The sequence below is a fragment of the Streptomyces sp. GL_148 genome (assembly GCF_057834205.1).
In genome coordinates, this window is sequence record NZ_CM174396.1 from 6,783,285 (window position 1) to 6,800,576 (window position 17,292).

A 17,292-nucleotide genomic window follows, 5' to 3' on the forward strand; every position below is an offset into this window, starting at 1 on the left:
AAGAGTATGAAGGTCACGTTCCTGCTGACCGCGGCAGATGCGATGAGCGACGCCGAACGCGCCGTGTTCAACCAGGCGGGGGAACTGGCCGCCCTCGGGTACGAGGTATCCGTCCTCAGCGTCTTCAAGGTCCGCCGCCGCCGCTTCGTGGTGCCCGACGACAGGGTCGCCACCGGATTCCTCATCGAGGCCGGGGGCGCGACCCACCGGCCCGTCCGTGACGCGGGGCTGGACGAGGCGCGGTCCGCCGCGCTCGCCTCCGTACCCAGCGCGATCGTCGAGCGCCGCTGCGACAACCGGTTCAACCGGCTCGCGGACGTCGAGCTCGAGTACGCGCTCCAGAACATCGACACCGACGTGCTCGTCACCACCTCGCCGGGGCTCATGGCGTACGCCGCGACGTTCGCGCCCAGCGAGGTGCTCACCGTCCACCACGAGCAACGGGCCTCCGAGCTCGGAGGCCCCGAGGGTGAGCCGATGCTCAGGCACACCCCGCGGTTCGACGCCGTCACCTTCCCGAGCCCGCGCTCCTACGAATGGTTCATGGAGACCTTCGGCGCCGGCAACCCCCAGCTCGACGTGATCCCGCCCGCCCCGCTCGCGGGCTTCCGCCCCCGCTCCACGCTCCAGACCCGCATCGTCGTGCTCAGCGCCTCCCTGGTGGAGCGGGCCGGGGTCACCGACGCCCTCAAGGCCTGGGCGGCCATCGCCCCGAACCACCCCACCTGGTCCCTGCGCGTCATCGGCGAAGGCCCGCAGATCGGCCTCCTGCGCCGGCGCCGCGACCAGCTCGGCCTGCAGGGCAGCGTGCACTTCATCAGCGAAGCCCCGTTCCTCGCCGAGGAGTGGGCCAAGGCGAGCATCGCCCTGTGCACCTCCGAGTCCGAGGCGGGCGGCCTGTCCCTGATGGAGGCACAGGTGGCCGGCGTCCCCGTCGTCGCCTACGACTGCCCCAACGCTCCCCGCGACATCGTCCAGGACGGCCGCACGGGCATCCTGGTCACCCCCGGCGACACCGACGCGCTCGTCGGCGTCCTCACGCGGCTCATCGAGGACGACCAGCTGCGCCACGCCCTGGGCAGCGCCGCCTTCGAGGCCGCCGCACGGTTCGACGCCGCCGCCGTCACCGCCCGCTGGGACGGCCTCTTCCGGCTGCTCGCCGATGGCCGCGCCTCCGGATCCCGTTCGCAGGCCAAGGCCGCCCGGCTCGCCGCCCACGCACTCCACGCCGGCAACGACGGGGCCGCCCGGGCCGCCGCCGCCGCACCGGCCAGCACCTCCCGCACCAAGCGGCTGCGCGCCACCGAGGAACGCATCCTCAAGCACGACCGCTCCCTGGTGCGCGACGGCGGCCAGATCTGCCGGATCATCGACTCCGAGTCGCCCTTCGAGATCTCCGCCGCCAACCTCTCGCTGACGGCGGACGCGCTGGAACGGGCCCGCATACCGTACTTCGTGGTGCGCGACACCAAGGTGCGCCACTCGGTCGCCGTCCACGCCGAGTACCGCGACCAGGTCCTCAAGGTGCTCGCGGAGACCTACCCCGGCGCGCCCGTCTACATAGCGCTGCTCAACGACTCCGACTCGCCGACCCTCACCACCCTCGCCGAACTGGCCGCCGACCACATCGGATCGGTGTTCGCCGGAGTGCGGGTCTACCAGAGCGCCGTCGCCGCCTCCCGGACCCTGCGCCTGAGCGCCGCGTACGGCTGCACCGTCTCCTTCTGGGAGGAGGACGCGGAGGACCCGGAGTTCTTCGTCTCCCCGACCCGTACGCTCATCGGCGCGCGCGTGCCCCGGCCCGCGCTGCGCCAGGCCTCGCTGCTCCTCGGCGGCCGGACCTACCCCTCCATCGAGCCGTACGCCCAGACGCTCCACCACGACTTCACCTTCCCCGTCGACGCCGTCTACACCTGGGTCGACGGCGCCGACATGGCGTGGCTGGAGCGGAAGAACGCCGCACTGGGCGCGATGGGCATCGTCACCGAGGACGCCGCCACCAGCGCCGCACGCTTCCGCAACCGTGACGAACTGCGCTACTCCCTGCGCTCGATCGACATGTACGGACCGTGGATCCGCAACATCTACCTGATCACCGACCAGCAGGTGCCGGCCTGGCTCGACACCAGCCACCCCCGGGTGCGCGTCGTGGACCACAGCGAGATCTTCGGCATGTCGGGCAGCCTCCCGACCTACAACTCGCACGCCATCGAAAGCCGCATGCACCACATCGAGGGGCTCGCCGAGCACTTCCTCTACTTCAACGACGACATCTTCCTGGGCCGCCCCGTCCAGCCCAGCCTGTTCTACCTGAGCAACGGGCAGGCGAAGCACTTCACGTCGTCGAACGCCATTCCCATGAGCGCCATCACCGAGGGCGACGAGTTCAGCCGGATGGCGGCGAAGAACAACCGCGAGCTCATCCGCCAGACGTTCGGCCGGACCCTGGTGAACTCCTTCGTCCACGCTCCGCACCCGCTGCGGCGCAGCATCATGTTCGACCTGGAGTCGCACTTCCCGGAGGCGATGCAGCGCACCGCGCACGCCCAGTTGCGCAGCCCCACGGACGTGTCGACCGCCTCCTCGCTGCACCACTACTTCGGGTACTACACCGAGCGCAGCGTGCCCGGCGGACTGAGCGCCGGATTCGTGAACGTGGGCCTCAGCGAACAGCTCCCGAAGCTGAACACGATGCTCACCGCGAGATCGAACGACACCTTCTGCCTGAACGACTTCCATGACGGTGACGTCTCGGAGGACGAGCAGGACGCGATCCTGGCCGGATTCCTGCCGAGCTACTTCCCGATCGCAAGCCAATTCGAATTCGGATCGCCGAGGAACCAGCGTTACCACGCCGGCCGGCTTCCCGGGTATCCGCTGTAGGAATCAGGATCAGACGATGAGCAAGATCTGCATACTCGGGAACTCCGTCGCGAAGTCCCGGAAGCCCGACGAAGCGCCGATGGCGGGCTGGGGACAGTACGTACGCGAGTTCGTGGCGCCGTACCACGAAGTGCGCAACTACGCCCGCGACGCCATGACCGCCCGGAACTACTTCGAGGACCGGCTGCCCACGCTCCTGAACCTCCTGGAGCCCGGCGACGTCGTCCTCGTCGCCTTCGGCGGGGTCGAGCAGCGCATCGACCATCCGCTGCGCTACCACGGCCACCGCGAGTTCAAGGAGTTCCTCCACCTCTACGTGGAGGGGATCCGCGGCGAGGGCGCGATTCCGGTCCTGGTCACCCCGCCCGACCGGTGTGCCTTCGAGGCCGACGGCAGCGTCGCGAACACCCGCGAGGAGTACCCGCAGCTGGTGCGCGAGGCCGCGGCCGAGGCCGGCGCGGCACTGGTGGACATGCACGCCTTCAGCGCGCAGATGCTCCGCGAACTCGGGCCGCACCGGGCCCGCCAGTACTTCCGCTGGATGGATGCGGGGGAGCACCCCAACCACCCCGGCGGCATGATCGACTCGACGCACTTCAACCAGGTCGGCGCCCGCGAGATGGCCCGCATGACGGCGATCGCCCTGCACAACTCCCCGGGCGTGCCGCGAGGCTTCATCAACCCCGAGGCCTGCGCGGTGGCCCCGGACTTCCCGCCGCCGGCCGCCGAGTTCACCGTGGAGAAGCCCGAGTTCGCCCTCTACGCCGACATGCGGTTCGGCGACGCGCCGGTCTTCCTGTCGCCGGCGCCGGGCAAGCTCGTCAGCGCCATGGGCAAGTTCTCCGGCACCGCGGACCCGGGCACGAGCTACCTGCTGTTCTTCGACAACGGGACCTACGTCGGCGGAACGCGCGTCAACCCAGAGGGCAAGTGGCAGTGGCGCAGGGTGGTCAACTGGGCCGCCGGCGAGCACCTCCTGCAAGCCGTCGGCCTCACGGAGCAGGGCCCGACCCCGGTCGCCCTGTTTTCGTTCACCGTCAAGACCTGGGTCGCCCCGCCGACCGTCACCTCCCCGAAGGAGGGGGCGTACACCACGGCCAGGCCCCGCTTCTCCGGCACCGCCGAGCCCGGCGTCGGCAAGGTCTCCGTGCTGGAGAACGAGCGGCTGATCGCCGTCGCGGTGGTGGGCGAGGACGGCGCGTGGAAGGTGAGCCACGCGCACACCTGGAAGCCCGGCACCTACACGCTGGACTTCGTCTCGGTCTTCAGCGCCATCCACTCCGTCTCCACCCGCGTCACCTTCAGGGTCCACGGGGTCCCGGAGGGCAACTGGATCAGGCAGTCCGCGCAGGCCGCGCGCCTGCCCTGCTCCGACGACCCGTGCGAGCACTACCCGTTCGGCGGCGGGCGCTGACCCCGGGCCGTACGGAACACGGCGAAGGCCCGCACGGCGAAGGCCCCGCACACCTCTCGGTGTGCGGGGCCTTCGCCGTGTCGGTGCCGGCCGTGCGTCAGACCGGAATGCTCGCCAGGCCCGGGGCCAGGAACTTCTTGCCGTTCACCCGCTCGGAGACGCCCTCACGGTCCAGGTACGGCGTGACGCCGCCCAGGTGGAAGGGCCAGCCCGCGCCCGTGATGAGGCAGAGGTCGATGTCCTGGGCCTCGGCCACGACACCCTCCTCCAGCATCAGGCCGATCTCCTGCGCCACCGCGTCCAGGACGCGGTCGCGGACCTGCTCCTCGGTCAGGACGACATCGCCCTGCACGAGGAGGGCGGCGACCTCGGGGTCCAGCTCCGGCTTGCCGGAATCGTAGACGTAGAAGCCGCGCTTGCCGGCCTTGACCACGGCCGCCAGGTTCGGCGAGACGGTGAAGCGCTCCGGGAAGGCGCGGTTCAGGGTCTCGGACACGTGCAGACCGATCGCCGGGCCCACGAGCTCCAGCAGCACCAGCGGGGACATCGGCAGGCCGAGCGGCTCGATGGCCTTCTCGGCGGTGACCACCGGGGTGCCCTCGTCGATGACGTTCTGGATCTCGCCCATGAAGCGGGTCAGGATGCGGTTCACGACGAACGCCGGGGCGTCCTTGGTGAGGACCGCGGTCTTCTTCAGCTTCCGCGCGACACCGAAGGCCGTGGCCAGCGAGGCGTCGTCGGTCTGCTCACCGCGGACGATCTCCAGCAGCGGGAGGATCGCGACCGGGTTGAAGAAGTGGAAGCCGACCACGCGCTCCGGGTGCTGGAGCTTGGAGGCCATCTCCGAGACCGACAGCGAGGAGGTGTTGGTGGCGAGGATCGCGTGCGCCGGGGCGACCGCCTCGACCTCCGCGAACACCTTCTGCTTGACGGACATCTCCTCGAACACGGCCTCGATGATGAAGTCCGCGTCCGCGAAGCCCTCGGCCTTGTCCAGGACACCCGTCACCAGGGCGGTCAGGCGGTTGGCCTTGTCCTGGTTGATGCGGCCCTTGCCCAGCAGCTTCTGGATCTCGGCGTGGACGTAGCCCACACCCTTGTCCACGCGCTCCTGGTCGATGTCGGTGAGGACCACCGGCACCTCCAGGCGGCGCAGGAACAGCAGCGCCAGCTGCGAGGCCATCAGGCCCGCGCCGACGACGCCGACCTTGGTGACCTGGCGGGCCAGGTTCTTGTCCGGGGCGCCGGCCGGGCGCTTGGCGCGCTTCTGGACCAGGTTGAAGGCGTAGATGCCGGAGCGCAGTTCGCCGCCCATGATGAGGTCGGCCAGGGCCGCGTCCTCGGCGTCGAAGCCCTTCTGCAGGTCGCCGTCCTTGGCAGCCTCGATGATCTCCAGCGCGCGGTAGGCGGCCGGGGCCGCGCCGTGCACCTTGGAGTCGGCGATGAAGCGGCCGCGGGCGACCGCCGCGTCCCAGGCCTCGCCGCGGTCGATCTCGTCGCGGACGACCTCGGTGGTGCCGTTCAGCACGCGGGCGGTCCACAGGAGCGACTGCTCCAGGAAGTCCGCACCCTCGAACAGGGCGTCAGCAATGCCGAGCTCGAAGACCTGCTTGCCCTTGAGCTGGCGGTTCTGGTTCAGCGAGTTCTCGATGATCACCGAGACCGCGCGGTCCGCGCCGATCAGGTTCGGCAGCAGGGCGCAGCCGCCCCAGCCGGGAACCAGGCCGAGGAAGACCTCGGGCAGCGAGAAGGCCGGGATGGCCTTGGAGACGGTGCGGTAGGTGCAGTGCAGACCGACCTCGACACCGCCGCCCATCGCCGCGCCGTTGTAGTACGCGAAGGTGGGGACGGCCAGCGCCGCGAGGCGCTTGAAGACGTCGTGGCCGCCCTTGCCGATGGCGAGCGCCTCGTCGTGCTTCTTCAGCAGCTCGACGCCCTTGAGGTCGGCGCCGACCGCGAAGATGAACGGCTTGCCGGTCAGGCCCGCACCGACGATGGAGCCCGCGAGGGCCTCCTGCTCGACCTGGTCGATCGCCGCGTTCAGGTTGGCGAGGGACTGCGGGCCGAAGGTGGTCGGCTTGGTGTGGTCCAGGCCGTTGTCCAGCGTGATGAGCGCGAAGCGCCCGGCACCGAAGGGCAGGTCCAGGTGGCGTACGAGCGCGCGCGTGACGACCTCGTCCGGGAACAGCTCGGCCGCGCCCTTCAGGAGCTCAGTGGTGGTGGTGCTCACTTGCTGTCTCCCTCGGCGGTGAAGTTCGGGTTCTCCCAGACGACCGTGGCGCCCATGCCGAAGCCGACGCACATGGTGGTCAGGCCGTAGCGGACGTGCGGCTGCTCCTCGAACTGGCGGGCCAGCTGGGTCATCAGACGGACGCCGGAGGAGGCGAGCGGGTGACCGAAGGCGATGGCCCCGCCGTACTGGTTGACGCGGGCGTCGTCGTCGGCGATGCCGTAGTGCTCCAGGAACGCGAGGACCTGGACCGCGAAGGCCTCGTTGACCTCGAAGAGGCCGATGTCGTCGATCGTCAGACCGGCCTGGGCGAGCGCCTTCTCGGTGGCCGGGATCGGGCCGTAGCCCATGACCTCCGGCTCGACACCCGCGAAGGAGTACGAGACCAGGCGCATCTTGACCGGGAGGTTGTTCGCGCGGGCGAAGTCCTCGGACGCGATGATCGCGGCCGTGGCACCGTCGTTGAGACCGGCGGCGTTGCCCGCGGTGACGTTGCCGTGGACCCGGAACGGGGTCTTGAGGCCCGCCAGGTTCTCCAGGGTGGTCCCCGGACGCATCGGCTCGTCGGCGGTGACCAGGCCCCAGCCCGTCTCACCGGCCGCCTCGTTGTTGTTGCGCACCGAGATCGGCACCAGGTCCAGCTGGATCTTGCCGTCGGCGTACGCCTTGGCGGCCTTCTCCTGCGAGCGCACGGCGTACTCGTCGGCGCGGAGCTTGGTGATCGTCGGGTACCGGTCGTGCAGGTTCTCGGCGGTCATGCCCATGAACAGGGCGGACTCGTCGACCAGCTTCTCGGAGACGAAGCGCGGGTTCGGGTCCACGCCCTCGCCCATGGGGTGGCGGCCCATGTGCTCGACACCGCCGGCGAGGGCGACGTCGTACGCACCGAAGGCCACGCCGCCCGCGACGGCGGTCACGGCGGTGAGCGCGCCGGCGCACATGCGGTCGATCGAGTAGCCCGGGACGGACTGCGGGAGGCCCGCGAGAATGCCGGCCGTACGGCCCAGCGTCAGGCCCTGGTCGCCGATCTGCGTGGTCGCGGCGATGGCGACCTCGTCGATCTTCGCGGGGTCCAGGTCCGGGTTGCGGCGCAGCAGCTCCCGGATCGCCTTGACGACGAGATCGTCGGCGCGGGTCTCGTTGTAGATGCCCTTCGGGCCCGCCTTGCCGAACGGGGTGCGGACGCCGTCGACGAAGACGACGTCCCTGACGGTACGAGGCACGTTGGCTCTCCTCCAGGTGCGGGTGTGCACTGCTGCGCGGGGGCGTGCCCATTACTGAGCGCCCGCTCACCTCTCCATGCTACTTGCCGGTAACCGGCATGCACAGCCCCCACGGGAGGAGCGGCGAAGGTCACACTCCGGCCCGCGCCGCCCGGCCGTGCGCCCCGGCCGTGCGCCCCGGCCGCACGCCCGGCCGATCGGCGCGCCCGCGCTACCCGATCGGGTAGCGCGCGCGGCCGGCACGGCCACGTCCGTGGCATCGGACGCACCCCGGTCCGACGCTGGGCTCGGCCCGGTACACGCCCCGGGCCCGCCGACCGAAAAGGAGTGCCGCGATGCCCGCACCCGTCGTCACCGACCACCACGTGCCCCACGTCTCGACCATCCCCGCGAACAAGGGCGAGGACGTGCAACTCTTCGTCCGCGAGCGCAACGGCACGCCGACCGGCGGCCCGCGCCGGCCCGTCCTCATGCTGCACGGCCGGAGCGTCCCGGGCCTGGCGGTCTTCGACCTCGCGTACAAGAAGTACAGCTGGGCCGACGAACTGGCGAATAAGGACTTCGACGTCTTCGTGATGGAACTCCAGGGATCCGGCCTGTCCACCCGCCCGAAGATGGACGACCCGCGCAACGTCAGCCCGGCGCAGCAGGGCCTCCTCGTCCCCAATCCGAATCCGACGCTCTATACCGGCGGGCCGAACTACGCGGCGCAGCTGAACAACTCGCAGAGCGACTGGGACGAGGTCGACACGGTCGTCGAGTTCATCCTCGGGATCACCGGCGCCTCGGAGGTCGACCTCATCGGCTATTCCGCGGCCGCCCAGCAGCTCGGGCCGTACGCCATCCAGCACCCCGGCAAGGTGCGCAGCCTGTTCCTGCTGGCACCGATCTTTCCGCCGAAGGGCAGGCCGAGCGCGCCCGGGACCGATTTCGACGCACCGGTGCCGCTGCCGGTGTCCGCTCCGGCGGCCGCCTTCGGCTATCCGATGACCGGCGCCACGAAAGGCGGCTTCAAGACCGTGTGGGACAGGGACCTGCACTGTCCGGAACAGCGCGAGGACGACGCCATGGTCGACAGGGTCTGGAAGGCGGTCATGGACACCGACCCGATCGGCCGCACCTGGGGCGGCCCGGTGGCCGGAGCGCCGGAAGGGCTGAACCGCGTCCGGAACTCGTACTGGTGGGGCTGGAACTCCACCACGGTCCCGCTGAACGGGACGCTCGGCGGCACGGTACCCGTGTGCCTCGTGTACGGGGCGTACGACACCATTGTGAACACCTCGCCGGACCTGGGCCTGCTGTACTTCTCGGTGCCCGAGCTCTATAAGGCCATGCCCGGGTCGGACAAGCTGATGTTCCGGATCGCCTGCACGAGTCACCAGGTGCCCTGGGAGCGCCAGTCGAAGCTGGTGCACACCATGTCCGAGCACTGGCTCAAGCAGGGCAAGGTCGAGGGTGCGACCTCCGGCGCCTTCGACCGGGACGAGGACGGGGTCCTCACTCCTTTGTAGTGAGGACCCCGTCCTCGGGGTCCGGCGTGCCGGTCAGTCCTCGGTCTCGGGTGCGGGCGCGACCACGGGCGGGGTCGTGGCCAGGGCCGTGACCAGGGCGTCCGTCACCTGTTCGATCTGCCACGGGCGGGCTCCGTAGCCCGCCAGGGCCTCGGCCACCGCGTCGGCCTCCAGGCGCTCGGGCGGCTCCCAGCACAGCCGGCGGACCGTGTCGGGGGTGATCAGGTTCTCCTGCGGCAGGTTCAGCCCCTCCGCCAGCGCCGACACGGCCGTCCGGGCCGCGGCCAGCCGCGCCGCGGCCGCCGGGTCCTTGTCCACCCAGGAACGCGGCGGGGGCGGACCGGCCGGGGTCGCCCCCGGCTGCGGCAGTTCGGCCTCGGACAGGGCCTTCGCCCGGTCCACGGCGGCCATCCACTGGTCCAGCTGGCGCCGGCCCATGCGCTGCCCGTAGCCGGGCAGGGCGGAGAGCGCCTGCACGTTCAGCGGCATGGCGAGCGCCGCCTCGACGATCGCGCCGTCACCCAGCACCTTGCCCGGTGACACGTCACGTCGCTGCGCGATCCGGTCCCGGGCCTCCCACAGCTCCCGGACGACGGCCATCTGACGGCGCCGGCGCACCTTGTGCATGCCGGAGGTGCGGCGCCACGGGTCCTTGCGGGGCGGCGCGGGCGGGGCGGCGGCGATGGCGTCGAACTCCTGGTGGGCCCATTCCAGCTTGCCCTGGCGGTCCAGCTCCTTCTCCAGCGCGTCCCTCAGGTCCACGAGCAGCTCCACGTCGAGCGCGGCGTAGCGCAGCCACGGCTCGGGGAGCGGACGGGTCGACCAGTCGACGGCGGAGTGGCCCTTCTCCAGCACGTAGCCGAGGACCCCCTCGACCATCGCGCCGAGTCCGACCCGCGGGAAGCCGGCCAGGCGGCCGGCCAGCTCGGTGTCGAAGAGGGAGGTGGGTGCCATGCCTATTTCGCGCAGGCACGGGAGGTCCTGGGTGGCGGCGTGCAGGATCCACTCGGTGCCGGACAGGGCCTCGCCGAGGGAGGAGAGGTCGGGGCAGCCCACCGGGTCGATCAGTGCGGAGCCCGCACCTTCGCGGCGCAGCTGGACGAGGTAGGCGCGCTGGCCGTAGCGGTAGCCGGAGGCGCGCTCGGCGTCCACGGCGACGGGTCCGGTGCCCGCGGCGAAGGCCGCGACCACCTCGGCGAGTGCGGCCGCGTCGGCGACCACCGGGGGGATGCCCTCACGGGGTTCTAGCAAGGGAATCGGCAGCCCGTCGGACGAAACCTCGTCGTCCGGGGGGCCGCCCCCGGTGGTGGTGCGCAGGCCTGCTGCGGTTTCTTGGGCGTCGGTCACCGGTCAAGGGTATCCGTGGATGCGACGCGCCCGTCGCCGGAACGTTCCGGCGACGGGCGCGAGGGGGGAGGACGGACGTTTCCCCGGGTTCTCCGGGAGTTTTCCCGGGGGCCTTCGGGGGATATCGGCCGGGTCAGTGGATGATCCCGGTCCGCAGGGCGACGGCGACCATCCCGGCCCGGTCGCCGGTGCCCAGCTTGCGGGCGATCCGTGCGAGGTGGGACTTGACGGTCAGGGCGGACAAGCCCATCGAAACGCCGATGGCCTTGTTGGACTGGCCCTCCGCGACGAGGCGCAGGACCTCGACCTCGCGGCCGGAGAGCTCTCGGTAGCCGCCCGGGTGGCTCGGGGCACCCGGGGGGCGGCGGTGCATACGGGCCGCGGCAGCGCCGATGGGGGCGGCGCCGGGCCGGGACGGGAGCCCGATGTTGGTCCGGGTGCCGGTGACGACGTAGCCCTTCACTCCGCCCGCGAGGGCGTTGCGTACGGCGCCGATGTCGTCGGCGGCGGACAGGGCCAGGCCGTTCGGCCAACCGGCGGCGCGGGTCTCGGAGAGCAGGGTGAGACCGGAACCGTCGGGCAGGTGTACGTCGGCCACGCAGATGTCGCGCGGGCTGCCGATGCGTGGACGGGCCTCCGCGATGGACGACGCCTCGATCACGTCGCGAACTCCGAGGGCCCACAAATGGCGGGTCACGGTGGAACGCACGCGCGGGTCGGCCACGACGACCATGGCCGTCGGCTTGTTCGGGCGGTAGGCGACCAGGCTTGCGGGCTGCTCGAGAAGAACGGACACCTAGGCCTCCTGGGGGGGAGTGGCGGGACGGCCGGCTCGGGGAAGGAAGCCGGTGCGAACCGTGCGGATGGTCTATGACTCCTTCGGCACGTCACCCGCCCGGCTTTAGGGAATGATCACGATTTGGTGAGTAACAATTCGGGCAATTCGGACGCACGATCGATCATAGGGTGATCAGAAGCCCGCAAGCGGCGCCCTGTAACGACATCCGGCCCCGACATCGGGGCCCGGGCCGGCACGGATCGGTGCAGGTGGGTGCGGGTCGACACGGGTCGGCGCCGCCCCCGGGCTTGCGGAACTACCCCTGAGGGTGATGCGGACCGCGCCGCTGGGGCAGCGAGACCACACCGGTCACCGTCTCGGTCGGTCCGACCGGCGGCAGCCCCGCGATCTGACACAGCAGTTCGCACCAGGCCGACAGGTGTGCGGCGGTGTCCGGCACCCCGCCCACCCCCTCGCGCGGCGTCCACGAGGCCCTGATCTCGATCTGTGTCGCCGGCCGCCGCTCTCCGAGCCCGCCGAAGTAGTGCGAGGCGGCCATGGTCACGGTCCCGCTCGCCTCCCCGTACGTCAGCCCGCGCGCGTCCAGCGCCCCCGTCAGCCAGGACCAGCACACCTCCGGGAGGAGCGGGTCCACGGCCATCTCCGGCTCCAGTTCCGCCCGTACGAGCGTCACCAGCCGGAAGGTGCCCTGCCAGGCGTCGTGCCCTGCCGGGTCGTGCAGGAGGATGAGCCGGCCGTCGGCCAGGTCCTCGTCACCGTCCACGACCGCCGCTTCCAGCGCGTACGCGTGGGGTGCCAGCCTCTGTGGCGGTTTGGTGGGATCGATCTCGATCCCCTGCCGCAGCCTCGCCTTCTTCAAGCCGTCGACCGCCCGCCGGAACGGGAGTGGGACGGAGCTGTCCTTCGCGCTGTCCGTACCGTCAGCGCCATCTGAAAATCGTCCCTGAGCCGCAGCCATGCGGGGAAGACTAGGCGGAACGAGCGCCCGTACGGCGCAGCCACACCCGCGCCGGGCCGGGCACTTCTTCATACGTGCGAAGATTTGAGTCGTGAGCGCCAACACCCGCCCCACGGGCACGCCGAGCCAGACGTACGATTCCGCCTTCCTGAAGGCGTGCCGGCGCGAGCCGGTGCCGCATACCCCCGTGTGGTTCATGCGACAGGCGGGGCGCTCGCTCCCGGAGTACCGCAAGGTGCGCGAGGGCACGCAGATGCTGGAATCCTGCATGCGGCCCGACCTGGTCACCGAGATCACCCTGCAGCCGGTCCGGCGCCACAACGTGGACGCGGCCATCTTCTTCTCCGACATCGTGGTCCCGCTGAAGGCCATCGGCATCGACCTGGACATCAAGCCGGGCATCGGCCCGGTCGTCGCCCAGCCGATCCGCCGCCGCGAGGACCTCGCACAGCTGCGCGACCTCACCCCGGAGGACGTCTCGTACGTCACCGAGGCGATCGGCATGCTCACGGGTGAACTGGGCTCCACGCCGTTGATCGGCTTCGCCGGTGCGCCTTTCACCCTCGCGAGCTACCTGGTCGAGGGCGGCCCCTCCAAGAACCACGAGCACACCAAGGCCCTCATGTACGGGGACCCGGAGCTCTGGGCGGACCTGCTGGACCGCCTCGCCGAGATCACCTCCTCCTTCCTGAAGGTCCAGATCGAGGCCGGCGCCTCCGCGGTCCAGCTCTTCGACTCCTGGGTCGGCGCGCTCGCCCCGGCGGACTACCGCCGCTCGGTGATGCCCGCCTCCGCGAAGGTCCTGGAGTCCGTCGCCTCGTACGGGGTCCCGCGCATCCACTTCGGCGTGGGCACGGGCGAGCTGCTCGGCCTCATGGGCGAGGCCGGCGCGGACGTCATGGGCGTCGACTACCGGGTCTCCCTGGACGAGGCCGTCAAGCGGGTCGGCCCCGGCAAGGCGCTCCAGGGCAACCTGGACCCGGCGGTCCTCTTCTCCACCCCCGAGGCGGTGGAGACCAAGACCCGCGAGGTCCTGGACGCCGCGGCGGGCCTGGAGGGCCACATCTTCAACCTGGGCCACGGCGTCCTCCCGACGACGAACCCGGACGCCCTGACCCGCCTGGTGGAGTACGTCCACACGCAGACGGCGGTCTAGACCGACCCGACACTGCGCCGACGTCGGTACCGTGCCGTGCATGACATGGCATGGGCCGACGTTTCGCATATCCGACGGAGAAACCATCGACGGGGCCTGGCGCCTCGTCTGGATCAAGTACGACTTCCAGGACGACCATTACCCCGAGGACCTGTTCGTCTACGCGGACGGCAGGATCACCCGCGGCCGCTACGACGCGACCGATCTCGCCGGGCTCGCGGGACTGCTGGCTTCGGGGAAGGTGGAGCTCTCCCGGCCGGACGGCCGGGAGCGGACCCCGGAGCCTTCGAAGTGGCTCGCCCGCTACCCCGAGCCGCTGACGGACGAGAGCTTCCTCGTGGAAGTGGCCGACGAGATCTCCCGGCTGGCGGGCCGGCCCACGACCGTCGACCTGCTCATGGAGGCCGTCCGGGCCTACCGCCGCGAGACGACGGAGGCCAACCGGTCCCTGCTCCGGGACGCGTACCTGGCCGTCCCGGCCCACCTGCGGGTCTACGTCCTGGGGGACATGGAGCGGCAGGACCGGCCGCTGCGGATCCTGGTGACCGATCTCGGCGAGCCCGTGGACGGGGACGGGCCGGCGGCCACGCCGGAGATGCACCAAGAATCCCTGGACTACTTCGCCGCCTGGGACGAGCGCGTCGAGCGGGCCGAGCGGGAGCGGGCTGTGCGTTACGCGGATGCGCCGGCCGGTGACCCGCAGCCCCCGGTCGTCCTCCTCGAATCCGTGCATCCCCGGGGATGGCCGGCCGAGCTCGGAGACTTCGCGCTGCGCAACGACTACGACTCCCCCTTCACCTACGAGGGGGAGACCTACCCCACCGTGGTGCACGGCTACTGGGCCCTCTTCGCCGCCGACCGGGCCGACCACGACCGGATCCGCGCCGCCGCGAGCGCCCGCGAGGCGCGGGAGCTGGGCGGAGCGGCCGCGGGGCGCTCGGACTGGGCCGCCCGGAGGGTCGCCGTCATGGCGGCGCTGATGCGGGCCAAGTTCGGGCAGCACCCGCGGCTCGCGGAACTGCTGGTCGCCACCGGAGAGGGCGCGATCCTCTACACCGGCATCTCCGACGCCCCCTTCTGGCGCGACGGGGGCTCCCGCGGCGGCCGGAACTGGACCGGCCGCCTGCTGGAACTGATCCGCTCCGAACTCCTCGCCCCGGGCGCGGGCGCGGGCGCAGGCGCGGGCGCGGGCCGGACCGACTAGACCCCCGCCGCCCGCACCGCGGTGACCGCCTTGCGGGCGGCGACCAGCACCGGGTCCCAGACCGGCGAGAACGGCGGGGCGTAGCCCAGGTCCAGGGACACGATCTGGTCCACCGTCATGCCGGCCGTCAGGGCGACCGCGGCGATGTCCACCCGCTTCGCGGAGCCGGCGCCGCCGACGATCTGGCAGCCCAGGAGCCGGCCCGTGCGGCGTTCCGCCAGCATCTTGACCGTCATCTGAGCCGCCTCCGGGTAGTAGCCCGCCGTGTTCGTCGAGCTGATCGTCGCCGTGACGAAGCGGAGCCCGACGGACAGGGCGTCCCGCTCGCGCAGGCCCGTACGGGCGATCTCCAGGTCGCAGACCTTGCTCACGGCCGTGCCGACCACGCCCGGGAAGGTCGCGTAGCCACCGCCCACGCCCGAGCCGATGACCTGGCCGTGCTTGTTCGCGTGCGTGCCCAGCGCGATGTGCCGCATGCGGCCCGCCACCAGGTCCAGGACCTCCACGCAGTCGCCGCCCGACCAGATGTTCTCGTGGCCGCGGACCCGCATGGAGAGGTCGGTCAGCAGGCCGCCCGACTCGCCCAGCGGCAGGCCCGCCGCGCGGGCCAGGGCCGTGCGCGGCTCGACGCCGATGCCGAGGACGACCACGTCCGCCGGGTACTCGTCCCCGGCCGCCGTGACCACCGCGCGGGCCCGGCCCTCCTCGTCGGTGAGGATCTCCGTCACCTCCGCGCGGGCGACCGTACGGATCCCCATGCTGTTCATGGCGCTGTGCACCAGCCCGCCCATGTCCGGGTCCAGCGTGGACATCGGCTGCTCGCCCCGGTGCAGCACGGTGACCTCGAAGCCCCGCCCGAGCAGGGCTTCCGCCATCTCCACGCCGATGTAGCCGGCGCCCACGACCACCGCCCGGCGCCCTGCCGTCCGTTCCAGATCCGCCATCAGCCGCTGCCCGTCGTCCAGCGTCTGTACGCCGTGCACCCCGTGCGCGCCGATGCCGGGCAGCCGGGGGCGGACCGGCCGGGCACCGGTCGCGAGGACGAGCTTGTCGTACCCCGTCCAGTACTCGGCGCCCGATTCCAGATCCCGGGCGCGCACCCGCGCTCCCGCGAGGTCCAGCTCCACGACCTCGGTCCGCGTCCGCAGGTCGATGTCCCGCGCGCGGTGCTCCTCGGGCGTCCGGGCGATCAACTCCTCCGGGCCGTCGACCAGGCCGCCGATCCAGTACGGGATCCCGCACGCGGAGTACGAGGTGAAGTGCCCGCGCTCGAAGGCGGTGATCTCCAGCTCCGCCGGTCCCTTGAGCCGCCGGGCCTGTGACGCGGCGGACATCCCCGCCGCGTCACCGCCGACCACCACCAGCCGTTCCGTGCCGTTCCCCATGTGCCCGTACCGTCCTTCCCCGCCGCCTGTGCCTGCGGGCCCCACGCTACGGGCGCACGGGTGGTCAGTCCTGGACCTGCGGCGGCGTCGCGTCCGGATGCGCCGGATCCGCAGGATCCGCCGGAGCGGCGGCCGTGTGCCTCGGCCACACCGGCCCGCTCTGCGCGGGGAGGCGCCGCGCCGCGCCGGGCTTCTCCTTCGCGGGCCGCCACTTGCGGTACTGCCGGAAGGCGAGCAGCAGGAACGCGCCGCTGAGCAGGAAGGGCGAGGCCGCGGCGAGCGCCATCAGCAGGTACAGGACCGCCGCGGCGAAGACCTTCCAGCCGCCGATCAGGGCGTCGGAGAAGCCCGGATCCGGCTTCTCCTTCTCCTTGACGGGCAGTTTCCCCGGTTCCGAGAACGTCAGCGTGATCGTGCCGAGCGAGGTCTGGTCCTTCAGCGCCGTCTGCTGCGCGAGCAGCGACTCCAGATCGGCCTGGCGCTTGCTGAGTTCGGCCTCCAGCGTGACCACCTCGCTCAGCCCCGAGGCCTTCTCCATCATCTCGCGCACCCGCACCACGCTCGCCTGCTGGGACTTGACCCGGCTGTCGACGTCCGCGACCTTCTGCGTCACGTCCTGCGCCTCGACCTTGCGCTCCAGCAGCTTCCCGGCGCCCTCCATCGCGGCCAGCACCGCGTCGAAGCGCTCGCCCGGCACCCGCAGGGTCACCGTCGAGGTCATCGACCCGTCGGGCGCGCGCGTAGTGCCCTCGTTGCCGACGTACCCGCCTGCGTTCTCCGCCGCCGTCCGGGCACCGGCCGTCGCCTTCTGGACGTCGGCCGTCTCCACGCCGAGCGTCGCCGTGCGGATGATCTGCGTGCGGACGGCCGGGACCTGCGCCTGGCTCTTGGCGGCGCCCGGGGCCGGAGCGCCCGCCGCGGCCGCGTCGGCCCCACCCTCCCCGACGGCCTCCCGCTGCGCGGGAGCCGCGGCGTCCGCCCCGCTCATCCCCTTGTCGTCACCGGCGGAGCAGCCCGTGAGCACGAGCGCGCCGGTCAGGGACAGCGCCGCCAGAGCCGTCGCCGAACGCCGTCCGTACCGCCCGTAACGTCTGTGCTGGGTGTGCATCGTTGAGTCCCCCCGGTAAGTGTCCGAATCGTCGGATGCGCATCTGTCCGTGCCTCGACGTTCTGACGTACGGG

Annotated in this window: 12 protein-coding genes; 5 read left to right on the forward strand and 7 right to left on the reverse strand. The window is 71.5% G+C overall.

Going from position 1 to position 17,292, the window contains the following annotated elements:
- The first annotated feature begins 6 nt into the window (after positions 1 to 6).
- Both AC3IYI_RS30790 and AC3IYI_RS30795 read left to right on the forward strand, forming a co-directional pair.
- Positions 7 to 2,883: a stealth conserved region 3 domain-containing protein gene (locus tag AC3IYI_RS30790; protein ID WP_489406741.1), complete on the forward strand. Its 2,877-nt coding sequence runs from the start codon at positions 7 to 9 to the stop codon at positions 2,881 to 2,883.
- Between the two features lie 16 nt (positions 2,884 to 2,899).
- The gene (locus tag AC3IYI_RS30795; protein ID WP_489406742.1) at positions 2,900 to 4,297 is read left to right on the forward strand and encodes a hypothetical protein; all 1,398 of its coding nucleotides are present in this window, start codon (positions 2,900 to 2,902) and stop codon (positions 4,295 to 4,297) included.
- A gap of 97 nt (positions 4,298 to 4,394) precedes the next feature.
- On the opposite strand, the gene AC3IYI_RS30800 is transcribed toward AC3IYI_RS30795, so the two are convergent.
- Together AC3IYI_RS30800 and AC3IYI_RS30805 are read right to left on the reverse strand one after the other, a co-directional pair.
- Positions 4,395 to 6,527 (reverse strand): 3-hydroxyacyl-CoA dehydrogenase NAD-binding domain-containing protein, encoded by a 2,133-nt coding sequence (locus AC3IYI_RS30800; protein WP_489406743.1) that lies wholly within the window; start codon positions 6,525 to 6,527, stop codon positions 4,395 to 4,397.
- Entirely contained in the window at positions 6,524 to 7,750 is a 1,227-nt protein-coding gene (locus tag AC3IYI_RS30805) for a thiolase family protein (protein ID WP_489406744.1), read from the reverse strand. Before AC3IYI_RS30805 ends, AC3IYI_RS30800 begins: the two co-directional genes overlap by 4 nt.
- Positions 7,751 to 8,085: 335 nt before the next feature.
- Here AC3IYI_RS30805 and AC3IYI_RS30810 point away from each other — a divergent pair, with 335 nt between their 5' ends.
- Positions 8,086 to 9,261: an alpha/beta fold hydrolase gene (locus AC3IYI_RS30810; RefSeq protein WP_489406745.1), complete on the forward strand. Its 1,176-nt coding sequence runs from the start codon at positions 8,086 to 8,088 to the stop codon at positions 9,259 to 9,261.
- A gap of 33 nt (positions 9,262 to 9,294) precedes the next feature.
- Here AC3IYI_RS30810 and AC3IYI_RS30815 read toward each other — a convergent pair whose 3' ends face one another.
- The 3 genes from AC3IYI_RS30815 to AC3IYI_RS30825 form a co-directional block, all read right to left on the reverse strand.
- The gene (locus AC3IYI_RS30815) at positions 9,295 to 10,608 is read right to left on the reverse strand and encodes an HRDC domain-containing protein (protein WP_489406746.1); all 1,314 of its coding nucleotides are present in this window, start codon (positions 10,606 to 10,608) and stop codon (positions 9,295 to 9,297) included.
- A 133-nt stretch (positions 10,609 to 10,741) separates the two neighbouring features.
- Entirely contained in the window at positions 10,742 to 11,404 is a 663-nt protein-coding gene (locus tag AC3IYI_RS30820; protein WP_214956508.1) for a response regulator transcription factor, read from the reverse strand.
- Positions 11,405 to 11,702: 298 nt separating this feature from the next.
- A complete protein-coding gene (locus tag AC3IYI_RS30825) occupies positions 11,703 to 12,365 on the reverse strand; it encodes a DUF3000 domain-containing protein (RefSeq protein ID WP_243331447.1) in 663 nt (220 codons plus the stop codon).
- 91 nt (positions 12,366 to 12,456) lie between these two features.
- Between AC3IYI_RS30825 and hemE the strand changes: the two genes are divergently transcribed.
- Both hemE and AC3IYI_RS30835 read left to right on the forward strand, forming a co-directional pair.
- Entirely contained in the window at positions 12,457 to 13,521 is a 1,065-nt protein-coding gene (hemE, locus tag AC3IYI_RS30830) for a uroporphyrinogen decarboxylase (RefSeq protein ID WP_489406747.1), read from the forward strand.
- A gap of 40 nt (positions 13,522 to 13,561) precedes the next feature.
- Positions 13,562 to 14,725 (forward strand): NADAR family protein, encoded by a 1,164-nt coding sequence (locus AC3IYI_RS30835; RefSeq protein ID WP_489406748.1) that lies wholly within the window; start codon positions 13,562 to 13,564, stop codon positions 14,723 to 14,725.
- Here the strand turns inward: AC3IYI_RS30835 and AC3IYI_RS30840 are convergent.
- On the reverse strand, positions 14,722 to 16,110 hold the full coding sequence (locus AC3IYI_RS30840; RefSeq protein WP_489406749.1) for an FAD-dependent oxidoreductase: 1,389 nt from the start codon (positions 16,108 to 16,110) through the stop codon (positions 14,722 to 14,724). The two genes, AC3IYI_RS30835 and AC3IYI_RS30840, sit on opposite strands and share 4 nt — an antisense overlap.
- Before the next feature lie 64 nt (positions 16,111 to 16,174).
- On the reverse strand, positions 16,175 to 17,218 hold the full coding sequence (locus tag AC3IYI_RS30845; protein ID WP_489406750.1) for a DUF4349 domain-containing protein: 1,044 nt from the start codon (positions 17,216 to 17,218) through the stop codon (positions 16,175 to 16,177).
- Positions 17,219 to 17,292 lie beyond the last annotated feature (74 nt).